This window comes from Pseudomonas sp. DE0157 (assembly GCF_007678615.1).
Lineage (GTDB): Bacteria > Pseudomonadota > Gammaproteobacteria > Pseudomonadales > Pseudomonadaceae > Aquipseudomonas > Aquipseudomonas parafulva_B.
Window position 1 is genome coordinate 139,662 of sequence record NZ_VEJN01000008.1, and the last position, 13,118, is coordinate 152,779.

Below are 13,118 nucleotides of genomic sequence, written 5' to 3' on the forward strand. Positions count from 1 at the left end.
CCCAGCCGACCCTCACGCCCCGGTACCGCCCACCGTGATCGCATCGAGTTTCAAGGTCGGTTGGCCTACTCCGACCGGCACGGACTGCCCGTCCTTGCCACATGTGCCTACCCCACTGTCGAGCGACAGGTCGTTGCCGACCATCGACACACGGCTCATCGCCTCCGGGCCATTGCCAATCAAGGTCGCGCCTTTGACCGGTGCGGTGATCTTGCCATCCTCGATCAGGTAGGCCTCGCTGGTCGAAAACACGAACTTGCCGCTGGTGATGTCCACCTGCCCGCCACCTAAATTCGCGCAGTAGATGCCCTTCTTCACCGAAGCGATGATTTCCTGTGGGTCACTCTCACCGGCTCGCATGTAGGTGTTGGTCATGCGCGGCATCGGCAAGTGGGCATAGGATTCCCGCCGACCGTTGCCCGTCACCGCCATGCCCATCAGGCGCGCGTTGAGCTTGTCCTGCATGTACCCCTTGAGCACGCCGTTTTCGATCAGGGTGGTGCACTCGGTTGGCGTCCCCTCGTCGTCCACGCTCAAGGACCCACGCCGACCTTCCAGGGTGCCATCATCGACGATGGTGCAGAGGCTGGACGCGACCTTCTGGCCTATCCGGCCGCTGAATGCCGAACTGCCCTTGCGGTTGAAATCGCCTTCCAGGCCATGGCCGACCGCCTCGTGCAGCAGCACGCCGGACCAGCCAGGCCCCAACACCACGGGCAAGGTGCCGGCAGGCGCGGCAACGGCTTCCAGGTTCACCAACGCCTGGCGCAGTGCTTCGCGGGCATAGCCCATTACTCGCTCCTCAGTGAAGAAGCGATAGTCGGTGCGCCCGCCGCCGCCCTGCCCGCCGCGTTCGCGACGGCCGTTCTGCTCGACGATGACACTGACGTTGAAGCGCACCAGGGGCCGCACGTCGGCCGCCAGGCTGCCGTCGGCGGCCGCGACCAGAATTCGCTCCCAGACGCCCGCCATGCTGACGCTGACCTGCTGGATACGCGGGTCCAGCGCGCGGGTGGCGGCATCGACACGCTTGAGCAGCTCGACCTTCTCGGCACGGCTGAGCACGTCCAATGGGTTATCCGCCGGGTAGAGCGTGGTCACGTCCTGGGCACGAAACGCCTGGACCGTGCCGTTCTGACCGGCACGGGAAATCGACCGCGCGGCGCGTGCGGCAGAGGTCAAGGCTTCGAGGTTGATGGCATTGCTGTAGGCGAAACCGGTTTTTTCGCCGGCCTGGGCACGAACACCGACCCCCTGGTCGAGGTTGAAGCTGCCCTCTTTGACAATCCCATCCTCCAGCGCCCAGGTTTCCGAAATCTGGCCTTGGAAATACAGGTCGGCGGCGTCGATGCCAGGGCCGGCCAATTCACCCAGCACACTTTGCAGGCTGTCCAGGGTCAAGCCGCCTGGGGTCAGGAGCTGCTCGCTGACGGTGGATAACATCTGGCTCATAGTCACTCCGAGGTGTGCGCAGGCCGCAATGCGCCCTGCGAGAAGAAGCGCCGGTGATCGATCACCGGCATGCGCGCCCGAATGGACGCCTGTTCGTCACTGTCGCGCTCGGCAAGCAGTACCGCTTCGCCTTGCGCCTGTTGCGCCACGATGCGCCCCCATGGGTCGACGATCGCCGCGTGGCCGTGGGTCTGGCGCTGGCCGGGGTGTAGCCCGCCTTGGGCTGCGGCCAGCATGTAGCATTGTGTCTCGATGGCGCGTGCGCGGATCAGCACGTCCCAATGCGCCGCCCCAGTCACCGCCGTGAAGGCCGACGGTGCACTGATCAGCTCCGCCCCGGCTGCCCGCAGATGGCTGTACAACTCGGGAAAGCGCAGGTCGTAGCACACGCTTAGGCCCAACCGCCCGACCGGCGTATCGGCAACCACCACTTGCGCACCTGGGGCATAGTCATCGGATTCACGATAACGGCCACGATTGTCGGCGACATCCACATCGAACAGGTGCAACTTGTCGTACCGCGCCACCTGCTGCCCATGCTCGTCGATCAGCAACGAGCAAGCATGTGGCTTGGCCCGGGGCTGACCATCCGGTGGCAGGGCAATGGTGCCTGCGACAATCCATAACCTGAGGTCGCAGGCCACGCGTTTCAACCAGGGCAGGATCGGGCCTTCGCCTAGGGCCTCGGCGCGGCCGATGGCCGCGGCGTCTGCACGCCCCATGGCAGCGAAGTTCTCTGGCAGCACAGCCAGCCTGGCGCCACCTGAAGCCGCCTGCTCCAGAAGCCTGCTCGCCTGGCGCAGGTTACTCTGCACATCATCCTGGCTGACCATCTGGATTACCGCAGCCTTCATCGACCCTCCTGACGCTATTTCTGGAATGGTTTCACAAAGGTAATCTTAGGCTCTTTCCACGGCCCAACTACCCGGTAATGCACGCTGGCAAAGCGCGACACCCGGTCGCCGATCAGGCGGTCGACCAGAAACAGTGCGCCGCCCACGGCCGGGGCGCCGACGATCAACGCTGCCAGGGGGAGGTTGTTGGTGACCGGCAGGCTGACCTGCAGGTTGGCAGCGACCCGCTCACGCACCATGTCCAGCGTACCATCGAGTTCGAAATCGCTCGACGGGCCGGTGACCTTGATCGGCGTGCGGGTTACGTAGACCCCTTCACTGGCCACCAGCAGCCCCTTGAGTCGGTCGTAGGCCAGGCCCTTTTCGAACAGGTCGGAGAAGTCCAGGCGCAAGCGCCGGCCGATGGCGTTGAAGTTCAACAAGCCAAATACCCGCAACGCTTGCGCCCCACCGTCTACCTCGACGAACTGCCCGCTGTGCAGCACCGCATCGAGGCTGCCGGAGAAGCGTTTCAGGCTGATCGCCGCCGGGGATCCCGGCCACCGCCCGTCCACGTCCATGCGAAAGTCCCGGCTGGTTACCGTCGGGGCAAAGCCCCAGGCCGTGAGCACATCGCCCAGTTGCTTGCCCTGCACGCGGCCTTTGTACCAGCTCGTGCCGCCCGCGCCATCCCAACCACCGCTGCCGTCGATACGCAGCCCCTTGAGGTTCAGATCGATGTCGCTGACGTTCACACCGGTACGGGTCGGGCGCAGCTTGATCGCAGCGCTGCCGTACAGATCGTCACCGCGGTAGAACCTGTCGATGCGTACGTCCAGCGGCGGCACCTTGCGCGGGTCGAAGGACGCCAGCGGATCGGCGCCGTCTTCGTCCTGCGCCTGGTCGGCACTGCCTGCAGGCAGGCGCAAGGTTTGCAGCCGCACGACGATAGGGGCGCCTTCGGCGTCTGGCACGCGCGCGTCACCCACCACCTGCCGACTGTCCAGGCGCACGTCCCAGGCCGCCGACCCACGTGCCAGGCGCACTCTCGACTGGTTCAGTTCCGTACCGTAAGCCTTTAGGGTTCCTATGCTCAGGTCCACGCTCTGCAAAGTCTGCCGCGCACTGCCGCCGGGATCGTCGCCCCCGAGCTTCTGCGCCTGAGCCTGCCAAGGGTCAAGGTCCAGGGTATCGAGGTGCCCACGAACGCGCAGGCCGCGCCCGCCGGGAGGCTGCACTTGCCCAGCGCCAAGCAGCAACTCGCCAGCACCCTGGTCCAGGTGCTCGGCGGGTGCTACATAGGCCAGCCGGGCGAGATCGGTGTAGGCGGCGTCGATGCGCCGTTGCGCGCCTTGCAGGTTCATGCTGAAACGGCTGGCCCGGCTGTCGGCGGGCGCTTTGCCAAAGGGTGCCGGCAGGTCGATCGACAGGCCTTTGAGGTCCGAATCGACGCTCAACAGGTTTTCACGTGCGCCAATGCTCAACTGCAGCTGGTACGGTAGCTCGCCCGAGGCTGGCAGTGACTGGTCGAAATGCAGCCATTGGGTCAGCGCCTGCAGCGAAACCCGACCGCTGGCACTGATTCGTGTCTGCATCTGCCCCGGTTCGCCTTCAGCCGCGATCTGCGCAGTGACCGGCTTGCCGAATGCCTGCAGGGAAATGCCCTTGCCACTGAGGCCCTTGTCATAGTCGAAGCTGAAGTCGCCCTTCAAGCGCGTGAGCTCAAGCTCAGGCGAAGCGATCTTGAGCCGCGCATCGCGCGTGGCGAAATCCACCTTTACCTTGGGCTGCTGCCCATGGGCCAGCGGTATGTCCAGCTTGACCTTGCCTTTGAGGGGGCCCTCGCCTTCCCAGCCGGCGAAGATCTCATGGGTGCCGATGGGCGCTTGCTTGAGTATCTTGAGCCCGTCCACCAGGCCACCGTCGAAATTGCCGTCCAAGTGCAAGTGGCTATCACCGTTGCCTTCCACATGTGGAATGTCGACGTTCACGTCGCTGACCTTGGTATCGAGCAGCACGCCGCGTTGTGCCTTGATGCGCACACCGCTGTCCTCGATGAACACGTCCCCGTCCACATGCTGTACCTGTGGCCAGCCGGGCTGGAAGTCCAAGGTGGCATCATGCACCTTGAAGAACAGGCTGATGCTGCGGGCTTCGGGCCTGGCGCCGTGATTGAGCGAGCCTTGGTACTGGAAATAACCCTGGTCGACGCTGCCTTTGACGATTGCGCTGCGCAGCCATTGGTCCAGGGCCGGGCTCAATACCTCAGGCAGGTACTTGGCGGTGTAGCGGCCATCGCCATCGGTCAGACCGACACGCAGGTCCATGTAGTCTTCACGGCCTTGCTCGAACAACAAGCGGATGAGGAAGTCGCCTGCTATCTTGCCCTCCTCGCCCACGACCTTCAGATAAGGGGCAATCAGGGTGAAACCTGCCTTGTCCAGCGTCCAGGTCAGGCGCGCATTGGCTTTCTGGTAGTGCCAGGGTTTGGCGAAGATCGGATCCAGGTGCAGCATGAACGCGTCGGTATCCAGACGCAGCTCGCCGTGCCCAAGGTCGCCGCTGATGCTGCCATTCACGTTACCGGCAGCCGGGGCACCGTGATACGCATCGAAACCCACGCGCTCCAGGTTGCCTTCGAACGCCAACCGGCGATCACCGTCGGCATGGGGCCGGGCCGTCAGTTGCACGTTGCGCAAGGCACCTGTGACATTGAGGCCATCGACCACCGCCAGCGCCTGCTGGCCCATGGGCGCCAAGGCGTGGATCAACGGCGTGAGGGGGGTCAGCTCCAGACGATCGGCCTGCACCTGCCAGCTTTCATCAGCCGGCGCAGCACCGTTGCGCTGCCTCAACCGCAGCCGCGACGCCCAATGCGTGTCGCCAAGGTCCATCGCCAGTGAGTCGACAACGACGTCGAAGCCCTCATCCTGACGCTTGAACCAGGCATTGAGGGCCAGATTGTCTACCTTGGCCGGTTTGCGCGTGTCATAGGCCCCTTCAAGGTGCGGCGCATTCAGGCGTACGGCGCCCTGGTGCAACTGGCGGTCGCGCCAGTCGAACCAGGCCTCGCCGCCAGCCTGAAGCACCTGGGCATGCCACTGCCCCAACAGCCGAGGCGGCAACCAGCGCGCCCAGTCACTGTCCGGCAGGTTGAGGTAGCCGTCTACCTGCGCGTCACGCCAGGCCTCGGCCGAAGCCCGGCTGCGCGCGCTCAGCGTCAGTGGTTGGCCATCTGGCAAGGTTGCCCGTAGGTCCAGCGATTGCCGCGAAGGCCCTGCCAGCAAGCCTGCGCTGACATAGGTCAGCGTCAGCGGATCACGCTGCCAGGCGTGCAGGGTGACCTGACTGTCGAACACATCGACCCGCCCAAGCCGGCGCAGGTCCTTGAGCAATTGTTCGGGTTGCAGCGGTGCGTCGTCCTGCTTGGGCAGGCCCTCGAGCTTCCACTCGCCGTTTTCATCCTCGCGGGCGATCAGTTGCAGGCCGGCCAGCTGGATGCGCGCCAGGCGCACTTGACGTGCGACCAGGCTGCCCCAGACATCCGGCACCACGATGACGTCATCGAGCCGCAAGGCCGTGGCGCCTTCACCGATTTGCAGGTCGTGTACGGTCAGCACCGGTGACAGCCTGCTCCAGCGGCCCTGGAGCGCGCCAATGTGCACGGGCACACCCAGTGCCTCGGCGACCTTGGCCTGCACCGTGCTGCGGTACTCGGCCACCAGCGGCACCAAGGCCCGGCCGAGGCTGGCGTACAGCGCCACTGCGATAAGCAGCAAGGCGCAAGCCCCCAATCCCCAACGGGTCAGGACACTCAGAACGCGGCTTAGACGTCCCATGGCCATGGCCCTCCAGGTCGTATATGCATAATGGCCCGTGGTGCCGTTTTCGCCATGCCGACCGAAGCGCGTCGGGTTTCAGCAGGCCTCAGAGCAGCACCACGTCATACTGCTCTTGCGAATACATCGACTCGACCTGGAAGCGAATGGTTCGCCCGATGAATGCCTCGAGTTCAGCCACGTTGCCAGACTCTTCGTCCAACAGGCGATCGACCACCTTCTGATTGGCCAGCACGCGATAGCCTTCAGCCTGGTAAGCGCGGGCTTCACGCAGGATTTCGCGAAAAATCTCGTAACAGATGGTTTCGGGGGTTTTGAGCTTGCCTCGTCCCTGGCAGGCCTGGCACGGTTCGCACAGCACCTGCTCAAGGCTCTCCCGGGTGCGCTTGCGGGTCATCTGTACCAGGCCCAACTCGGTGATGCCGATGATGTTGGTTTTGGCGTGGTCGCGCTCCAGCTGTTTTTCCAGCGTTCGCAGCACTTGGCGCTGGTGATCCTCGTCCTCCATGTCGATGAAGTCGATGATGATGATGCCGCCAATGTTGCGCAGCCGCAGTTGCCGGGCAATGGCGGTGGCGGCCTCCAGGTTGGTCTTGAAGATGGTTTCTTCCAGGTTGCGGTGGCCCACGAAAGCGCCGGTGTTGACGTCGATGGTTGTCATCGCCTCGGCCGGATCGACCACCAGGTAGCCACCCGACTTCAGTGGCACCTTGCGATCCAGGGCGCGCTGGATTTCGTCTTCGACACCGTACAGGTCGAAGATGGGCCTTTCGCCTGGGTAGTGTTCGAGACGGTCGGCGATTTCAGGCATCAGCTCTTGCACGAACTGCGTGGTGCGCTGGAAGGTTTCCCGAGAGTCGATGCGGATTTTTTCGATCTTCGGGTTGACCAGATCGCGCAGGGTACGCAGCGCCAGGCCCAGGTCCTCGTAGATGACCAGGGGTGCGCCACAGGTCTTGATCTGCGCCCCGATCTGCTCCCATAACCGTCGCAGGTAGCGGATGTCCTGCAGGATTTCCTCAGCCCGCGCGCCCTCGGCGGCGGTGCGCAGGATGAAGCCGCCGGCCCCTTGTATGTTCTCGCTGTCTACGCAGTCGCTGACCACGCGTTTAAGGCGTTCACGCTCGGCCTCGTCCTCGATCTTGAGCGAAATGCCCACGTGGCTGCTGCGGGGCATGTAGACCAGGTAGCGCGACGGGATCGACAACTGGGTGGTCAGCCGCGCGCCCTTGCTGCCGATGGGGTCCTTGGTGACCTGCACCACCAGCGCCTGGCCTTCATGGACCAGGGCGGTGATGTTTTCCACCGCCGAGCCTTCGCGCTGCGAAATTTCCGAGGCATGGATGAATGCGGCCCGTTCCAGCCCGATGTCCACGAACGCCGCCTGCATGCCGGGCAGCACCCTGACCACCTTGCCCTTGTAGATATTGCCGACGATGCCGCGACGCTGGGTGCGCTCGACGTGCACTTCCTGCAGTACCCCGTTTTCCACCACCGCCACGCGTGACTCCATCGGGGTGATGTTGATCAGGATCTCTTCGCTCATGGCAGGTTCTCGTCCAGGGTCTTGTTCTAATGATGGATGGCGCAAACGGTGCTGGCTACTGCGGGCGTGTCACCTCAGGTGTCGAGGCCGCCGGTTGCCAGCAAGCGATGCCGAAGCGCTCGAGCAACTGTGCCGTTTCACTCAATGGCAGACCGACCACGGCCGAATAGCTGCCCATTAGCCCGGTGACGAATACCGCGCCCAGCCCTTGGATGGCATAGCCGCCCGCTTTGTCCGCTGGCTCGCCGCTGGCCCAGTAGCGCTGGGCCTCCTGCTGGTCGATGAGGCGAAAGCGGACAGTGCTGCTGACACACAGGCTCTCCACACGCTTGCCGTCATCGAGCGCCACTGCCGTCAACACCTGGTGTTCGCGGCCAGACAACCGGGCCAGCATGCCAAGCGCGTCGTCACGGTGCTCGGGCTTGCCGAGAATACGGCCGTCAAGCACCACGGCCGTGTCAGCGCCCAGCACCACAGCGCCTGCGTTCGCCATCTTGGCAGGTTCGAGACTGGCGCGACCGGCTGCAGCCTTGGCTTTGGCCAGGCGCTGCACATACGCCTCTGCGCTTTCGCCAGGCAGCGGGGTTTCATCGATGGGCGCGCTGGCCACCCTGAAGGGCACACCGATCTGCGTCAGCAGCTCACGCCGCCGTGGAGAGCCGGAAGCCAGGTATAGCAGGGTCATTCGGACATCTCCCTGTCAGCGGCCATCAAGCCGTCAATTGATGTGCAAGCGTCGGCGAAGATCGCGCAAGGCAAAGCTGATCCATGGCCAGAGCAGCGCGCTGATCACGGCCGACCAGACCAGCGCCAGGGTTGGCAGGCGGTTGCCGGTCAGGGCGCTGAGCCACAGCTGTAGCAACTGCGCAATGCCGAAGACAACCAGAATGATCAGGCTTTGCTGCCACATGGGGAACATGCGCAGGCGCTGTTGCAAGGACAGCACCAGGAATGTGATCAGGGTGAGGATCAACGCGTTCTGCCCCAACAAGGTGCCGTACAGCACGTCCTCGGCCAGGCCAAGCATGAACGCTGTGGCCATGCCGACCTTGTGCGGCACGTTCAAGGTCCAGAACGACACCAGCAACGCCAGCCACATGGGGCGAAAGACTTCCATGAACTGCGGCATGGGCGAGACGCTGAGCAGCAGGCCGACGGCAAACGTCAGCCAGATGATCCAACCATTGTTGCGGCGCGATGCGGCCATCACTGCCTCCGGGGTTGAGTGGGCACAGCGGGTGCTGCGGCCGGGCTTGCAGGCTGTGCAGCAGGCGCCGTTGCAGGCGTACCGGGCTGGGTGGCAGGCGCAGGGGTCGCGGCAGGGGCGGTGTTTGCGGGCGTACCGTTCACAGGCGTGCCTTGACCGGTCGTACCAGTATCCTGAGCAGGAACCGTCCCCCCCTTGCGGTCCGCTTCTTCCTGGGCAATCGCGGCATCGGTGGCGCGCTGCTCGGGCGTGCGCCGGTCGCTGAACACCAGCAGCATGTAACGGCTACGGTTGAGCGCCGCGGTGGGGATGGCGCGCACGATGGCGAATGGCTGGCCGGAATCGTGGATCACCTCGTTGACGGTGGCCACGGGATAACCGGCGGGGAAACGTTGGCCCATGCCGGAGCTGACCAGCAGGTCGCCTTCCTTGATGTCCGCCGTATCGGCCACATGGCGCAGCTCGAGGCGCTCAGGGTTACCGGTACCGCTGGCAATGGCGCGCAAACCGTTGCGGTTGACTTGCACGGGAATGCTATGGGTGGTGTCGGTGAGCAGCAAGACCCGCGAGGTATAGGGCATCAGTTCGACCACCTGCCCCATCAAGCCGCGGGCGTCGAGCACCGGTTGACCGAGAAACACGCCATCGCGCTCACCCTTGTTGATCAGGATGCGGTGGGTGAAGGGGTTGGGGTCGACACCGATCAACTCGGCAACTTCGACCTTTTCGTCGACCAACGCCGAGGAGTTGAGCAGCTCCCGCAGGCGCACGTTCTGCTCGGTCAACGCCGCCAGCTTCTGCAGGCGGCCTTGCAGCAGCAGGGCCTCGGTCTTGAGTTTCTCGTTTTCGGCAATCAGCTCGTTGCGGCTGCCGAACTGGCCCGCCACCCCTTGCCAGGCGCGTTGCGGCAAGTCGGTGATCCAGTACGATTCCATGAGCACCAGGCCCATCTGGCTGCGAACAGGCTTGAGCAGGTCGAAGCGCGCGTCGACGACCATCAACGCGACCGACACCACCACCAGGACGAGCAGGCGAACGCCCAGCGAGGGGCCCTTGGAGAAAAGCGGTTTAATGGGCCGTTCCTCGTGGACGACTCAGGAAGTCATTGGACATGGGACAAGGCACCAGCCTGGTTGCGAATTGATGGATGAGGCACCCGAACGGGCACCGGCCAGCACATACAGGTAGCACTGTGCGTGCTACCTGTAAACCGGGGCTCACGAGCAGCGAGCAAGCGTCACTCGCTCGAGAGCAGGTCCATTGCGTGCTTATCCATCATTTCCAGGGCTCGACCGCCCCCGCGTGCGACACAGGTCAGCGGGTCTTCGGCGACGATGACCGGCAGCCCGGTTTCCTGGGCCAGTAGCTTGTCCAGGTCACGCAGCAGTGCGCCGCCGCCGGTCAACACCAGGCCACGTTCGGCGATGTCGGAAGCCAGTTCAGGTGGCGATTGCTCCAGGGCACTCTTGACCGCCTGGACGATGGTCGCCAGCGACTCCTGCAGCGCTTCGAGCACTTCGTTGGAGTTCAGAGTGAACGCACGCGGTACGCCTTCGGCCAGGTTACGGCCGCGGACATCGACTTCACGCACTTCACCGCCCGGGTAGGCAGTACCGATTTCCTGCTTGATGCGCTCGGCGGTGGATTCGCCGATCAGGCTGCCGTAGTTACGGCGCACGTAGGTCACGATGGCTTCGTCGAAGCGGTCGCCACCCACACGCACCGATTCGGCATACACCACGCCGTTGAGCGAGATCAGCGCGATTTCGGTGGTACCGCCGCCGATGTCGACGACCATGGAGCCACGGGCCTCTTCGACCGGCAGGCCGGCACCGATGGCAGCGGCCATGGGTTCTTCGATCAGGAACACTTCGCGGGCACCTGCACCCAGGGCCGACTCGCGAATGGCGCGGCGCTCAACCTGGGTGGACTTGCACGGCACGCAGATCAGCACGCGAGGGCTGGGCTGCAGGAAGCTGTTCTCATGAACCTTGTTGATAAAGTATTGCAACATTTTTTCGCAGACGCTGAAGTCGGCGATCACGCCGTCCTTCATCGGACGAATGGCTGCGATGTTGCCAGGCGTACGGCCCAGCATGCGTTTGGCTTCGGTACCGACGGCGACGACGCTTTTCTGATTGCCATGGGTACGGATGGCAACAACCGAGGGCTCATTCAGGACGATACCGCGCTCACGCACGTAAATTAGGGTGTTGGCAGTACCCAGGTCGATGGACAGATCGCTGGAAAACATGCCACGCAGTTTCTTGAACATGGGAAAGTGACCCTGGGGAAAGCGTGGGTAAAAAAGTGCGGCAAACTCTAACAATGGCAGGGATTTTGGGCAAGGAGCCAATATGTTAAATTGGCTGTTTTTCCGAGCATGCCAGCCGATGATCGCGGCCATTGGACCGCCAAAAAGCTGACATGTTCCTCATTGCGGACACTGAATCCGTTCTTTCTATCCTTCTGGAGATCCCCATGGCGCTTGAACGCTGCGACGTGGAAAAGATCGCCCATCTGGCCCGACTGGGCCTAAATGATGGCGAACTGCCACGCATTACCGACGCCTTGAACAGCATCCTCGGGTTGGTCGACCAGATGCAAGCGGTGGACACCGCCGGCATCGAACCCCTGGCTCACCCCCTGGAGGCCAGCCAGCGCCTGCGCCCCGACCAGGTCACCGAGCACAACCAGCGCGACGCTTATCAGGCCGTCGCCCCGCAGACCGAGAACGGTCTGTACCTGGTTCCGAAAGTCATCGAGTAAGGGATAGAGCCTGCCATGCATCAATTGACCCTGGCCGAGATCGCCCGCGGACTCGCCGACAAGTCGTTTTCCTCCGAAGAGCTGACCAGCGCCCTGCTGGACCGTATCAAGCAGCTCGACCCACAGCTCAACAGCTTCATCACCGTGACCGACGAGCTGGCCCTGGGCCAGGCACGTGCCGCCGATGCCCGCCGTGCCGCTGGCGAAGGTGGGGCGTTGCTGGGCGCGCCCATTGCCCACAAGGACCTGTTCTGCACACAGGGCGTGCGCACCAGCTGCGCCTCGAAGATGCTCGACACCTTCAAGGCGCCCTATGACGCCACCGTGGTGGCCAAGCTTGCCGAAGCCGGCATGGTGACGCTGGGCAAGACCAACATGGACGAGTTCGCCATGGGTTCGGCCAACGAATCGAGCCACTACGGCGCGGTGAAGAACCCCTGGAACCTCGAGCACGTACCTGGTGGCTCGTCCGGCGGCTCGGCCGCTGCCGTAGCCGCGCGCCTGTTGCCGGTGACCACCGGCACCGACACCGGCGGGTCGATCCGTCAGCCGGCCGCGCTGACCAACCTCACCGGCGTCAAGCCCACTTACGGGCGCGTCTCGCGCTGGGGCATGATCGCCTATGCCTCAAGCCTGGATCAGGGCGGCCCGCTGGCCCGCACGGCCGAGGACTGCGCGCTTTTGCTGCAAGGCATGGCCGGCTTCGACGCCAAGGACTCGACCAGCATCGAGGAGCCGGTTCCCGACTACAGCGCCACCCTGGGTGATTCGCTGCAAGGGCTGCGCATCGGTCTGCCGAAGGAGTACTTCGGTGCTGGTCTGGACCCGCGCATTGCCGACCTCGTACAGGCCAGCGTCAAGGAACTGGAAAAGCTCGGCGCGGTGGTCAAGGAAATCAGCCTGCCGAACATGCAGCACGCCATCCCGGCGTACTATGTGATCGCCCCGGCAGAAGCGTCCTCGAACCTGTCGCGTTTCGACGGTGTTCGCTTCGGTCATCGCTGCGAAGCGCCCAAGGACCTGACCGACCTGTACAAGCGTTCCCGTGGCGAAGGCTTCGGTGCCGAAGTGCAGCGCCGGATCATGGTCGGCACCTACGCCCTGTCGGCGGGCTACTATGACGCCTACTACGTGAAGGCCCAGCAAATTCGCCGCCTGATCAAGAACGACTTCATGGCTGCCTTCAAGGACGTCGACCTGATTCTCGGCCCGACCACCCCCAACCCGGCCTGGAAACTGGGCGCCAAGAGCAGCGATCCGGTTGCCGCCTACCTCGAGGACGTCTACACCATTACGGCCAACCTCGCGGGCCTGCCAGGGCTCTCGATGCCAGCCGGCTTCGTCGATGGCCTGCCGGTGGGCGTGCAGTTGCTGGCGCCCTACTTCCAGGAAGGCCGCCTGCTTAACGTAGCCCATCGCTACCAGCAGGTGACCGATTGGCACACCCGCGCCCCTAACGGCTTCTGAGGAAC

At 63.9% G+C, this 13,118-nt stretch carries 10 protein-coding genes; 2 read left to right on the forward strand and 8 right to left on the reverse strand.

Annotated features, from left to right (window positions below; genetic code table 11):
• Positions 1-12: 12 nt before the first annotated feature.
• From tldD to mreB, 8 genes are all read right to left on the reverse strand, one after another.
• Positions 13-1,452 carry a metalloprotease TldD gene (gene tldD / locus FS777_RS12495; protein ID WP_058604405.1) on the reverse strand — a complete coding sequence of 480 codons (1,440 nt, stop codon included), beginning with the start codon at positions 1,450-1,452 and terminating at the stop codon, positions 13-15.
• 2 nt (positions 1,453-1,454) lie between these two features.
• On the reverse strand, positions 1,455-2,306 hold the full coding sequence (locus tag FS777_RS12500; RefSeq protein ID WP_078479057.1) for a carbon-nitrogen hydrolase family protein: 852 nt from the start codon (positions 2,304-2,306) through the stop codon (positions 1,455-1,457).
• A 14-nt stretch (positions 2,307-2,320) separates the two neighbouring features.
• The gene (locus FS777_RS12505; RefSeq protein WP_145255746.1) at positions 2,321-6,130 is read right to left on the reverse strand and encodes a YhdP family protein; all 3,810 of its coding nucleotides are present in this window, start codon (positions 6,128-6,130) and stop codon (positions 2,321-2,323) included.
• Between the two features lie 82 nt (positions 6,131-6,212).
• Complete coding sequence (gene rng / locus FS777_RS12510) at positions 6,213-7,670, reverse strand: ribonuclease G (protein WP_058604402.1); 1,458 nt, start codon at positions 7,668-7,670, stop codon at positions 6,213-6,215.
• A 55-nt stretch (positions 7,671-7,725) separates the two neighbouring features.
• Positions 7,726-8,355: a nucleoside triphosphate pyrophosphatase gene (locus tag FS777_RS12515; RefSeq protein WP_145255749.1), complete on the reverse strand. Its 630-nt coding sequence runs from the start codon at positions 8,353-8,355 to the stop codon at positions 7,726-7,728.
• Positions 8,356-8,388: 33 nt separating this feature from the next.
• Positions 8,389-8,877, reverse strand: coding sequence for a rod shape-determining protein MreD (gene mreD, locus FS777_RS12520; RefSeq protein WP_078479059.1), 489 nt, complete (start codon positions 8,875-8,877; stop codon positions 8,389-8,391).
• Complete coding sequence (gene mreC / locus FS777_RS12525; RefSeq protein WP_230375198.1) at positions 8,877-9,920, reverse strand: rod shape-determining protein MreC; 1,044 nt, start codon at positions 9,918-9,920, stop codon at positions 8,877-8,879. The genes mreD and mreC overlap by 1 nt, the downstream gene beginning before the upstream one ends.
• 194 nt (positions 9,921-10,114) lie before the next feature.
• Positions 10,115-11,152 (reverse strand): rod shape-determining protein MreB, encoded by a 1,038-nt coding sequence (mreB, locus tag FS777_RS12530; protein WP_003255163.1) that lies wholly within the window; start codon positions 11,150-11,152, stop codon positions 10,115-10,117.
• Positions 11,153-11,358: 206 nt separating this feature from the next.
• Here mreB and gatC point away from each other — a divergent pair, with 206 nt between their 5' ends.
• Positions 11,359-11,646, forward strand: coding sequence for an Asp-tRNA(Asn)/Glu-tRNA(Gln) amidotransferase subunit GatC (gene gatC, locus FS777_RS12535; protein ID WP_023533299.1), 288 nt, complete (start codon positions 11,359-11,361; stop codon positions 11,644-11,646).
• A gap of 15 nt (positions 11,647-11,661) precedes the next feature.
• Positions 11,662-13,113 carry an Asp-tRNA(Asn)/Glu-tRNA(Gln) amidotransferase subunit GatA gene (gene gatA, locus FS777_RS12540; protein ID WP_145255752.1) on the forward strand — a complete coding sequence of 484 codons (1,452 nt, stop codon included), beginning with the start codon at positions 11,662-11,664 and terminating at the stop codon, positions 13,111-13,113.
• Positions 13,114-13,118: the final 5 nt, after the last annotated feature.

What these genes read in the sequence shown, in the direction of transcription:
- tldD (WP_058604405.1), bottom strand. Translation starts at nt 1,452, where the DNA reads ATGAGCCAGATGTTATCCACCGTCAGCGAGCAGCTCCTGACCCCAGGC.
- FS777_RS12500 (WP_078479057.1), bottom strand. Translation starts at nt 2,306, where the DNA reads ATGAAGGCTGCGGTAATCCAGATGGTCAGCCAGGATGATGTGCAGAGT.
- FS777_RS12505 (WP_145255746.1), bottom strand. Translation starts at nt 6,130, where the DNA reads ATGGCCATGGGACGTCTAAGCCGCGTTCTGAGTGTCCTGACCCGTTGG.
- rng (WP_058604402.1), bottom strand. Translation starts at nt 7,670, where the DNA reads ATGAGCGAAGAGATCCTGATCAACATCACCCCGATGGAGTCACGCGTG.
- FS777_RS12515 (WP_145255749.1), bottom strand. Translation starts at nt 8,355, where the DNA reads ATGACCCTGCTATACCTGGCTTCCGGCTCTCCACGGCGGCGTGAGCTG.
- mreD (WP_078479059.1), bottom strand. Translation starts at nt 8,877, where the DNA reads ATGGCCGCATCGCGCCGCAACAATGGTTGGATCATCTGGCTGACGTTT.
- mreB (WP_003255163.1), bottom strand. Translation starts at nt 11,152, where the DNA reads ATGTTCAAGAAACTGCGTGGCATGTTTTCCAGCGATCTGTCCATCGAC.
- gatC (WP_023533299.1), top strand. Translation starts at nt 11,359, where the DNA reads ATGGCGCTTGAACGCTGCGACGTGGAAAAGATCGCCCATCTGGCCCGA.
- gatA (WP_145255752.1), top strand. Translation starts at nt 11,662, where the DNA reads ATGCATCAATTGACCCTGGCCGAGATCGCCCGCGGACTCGCCGACAAG.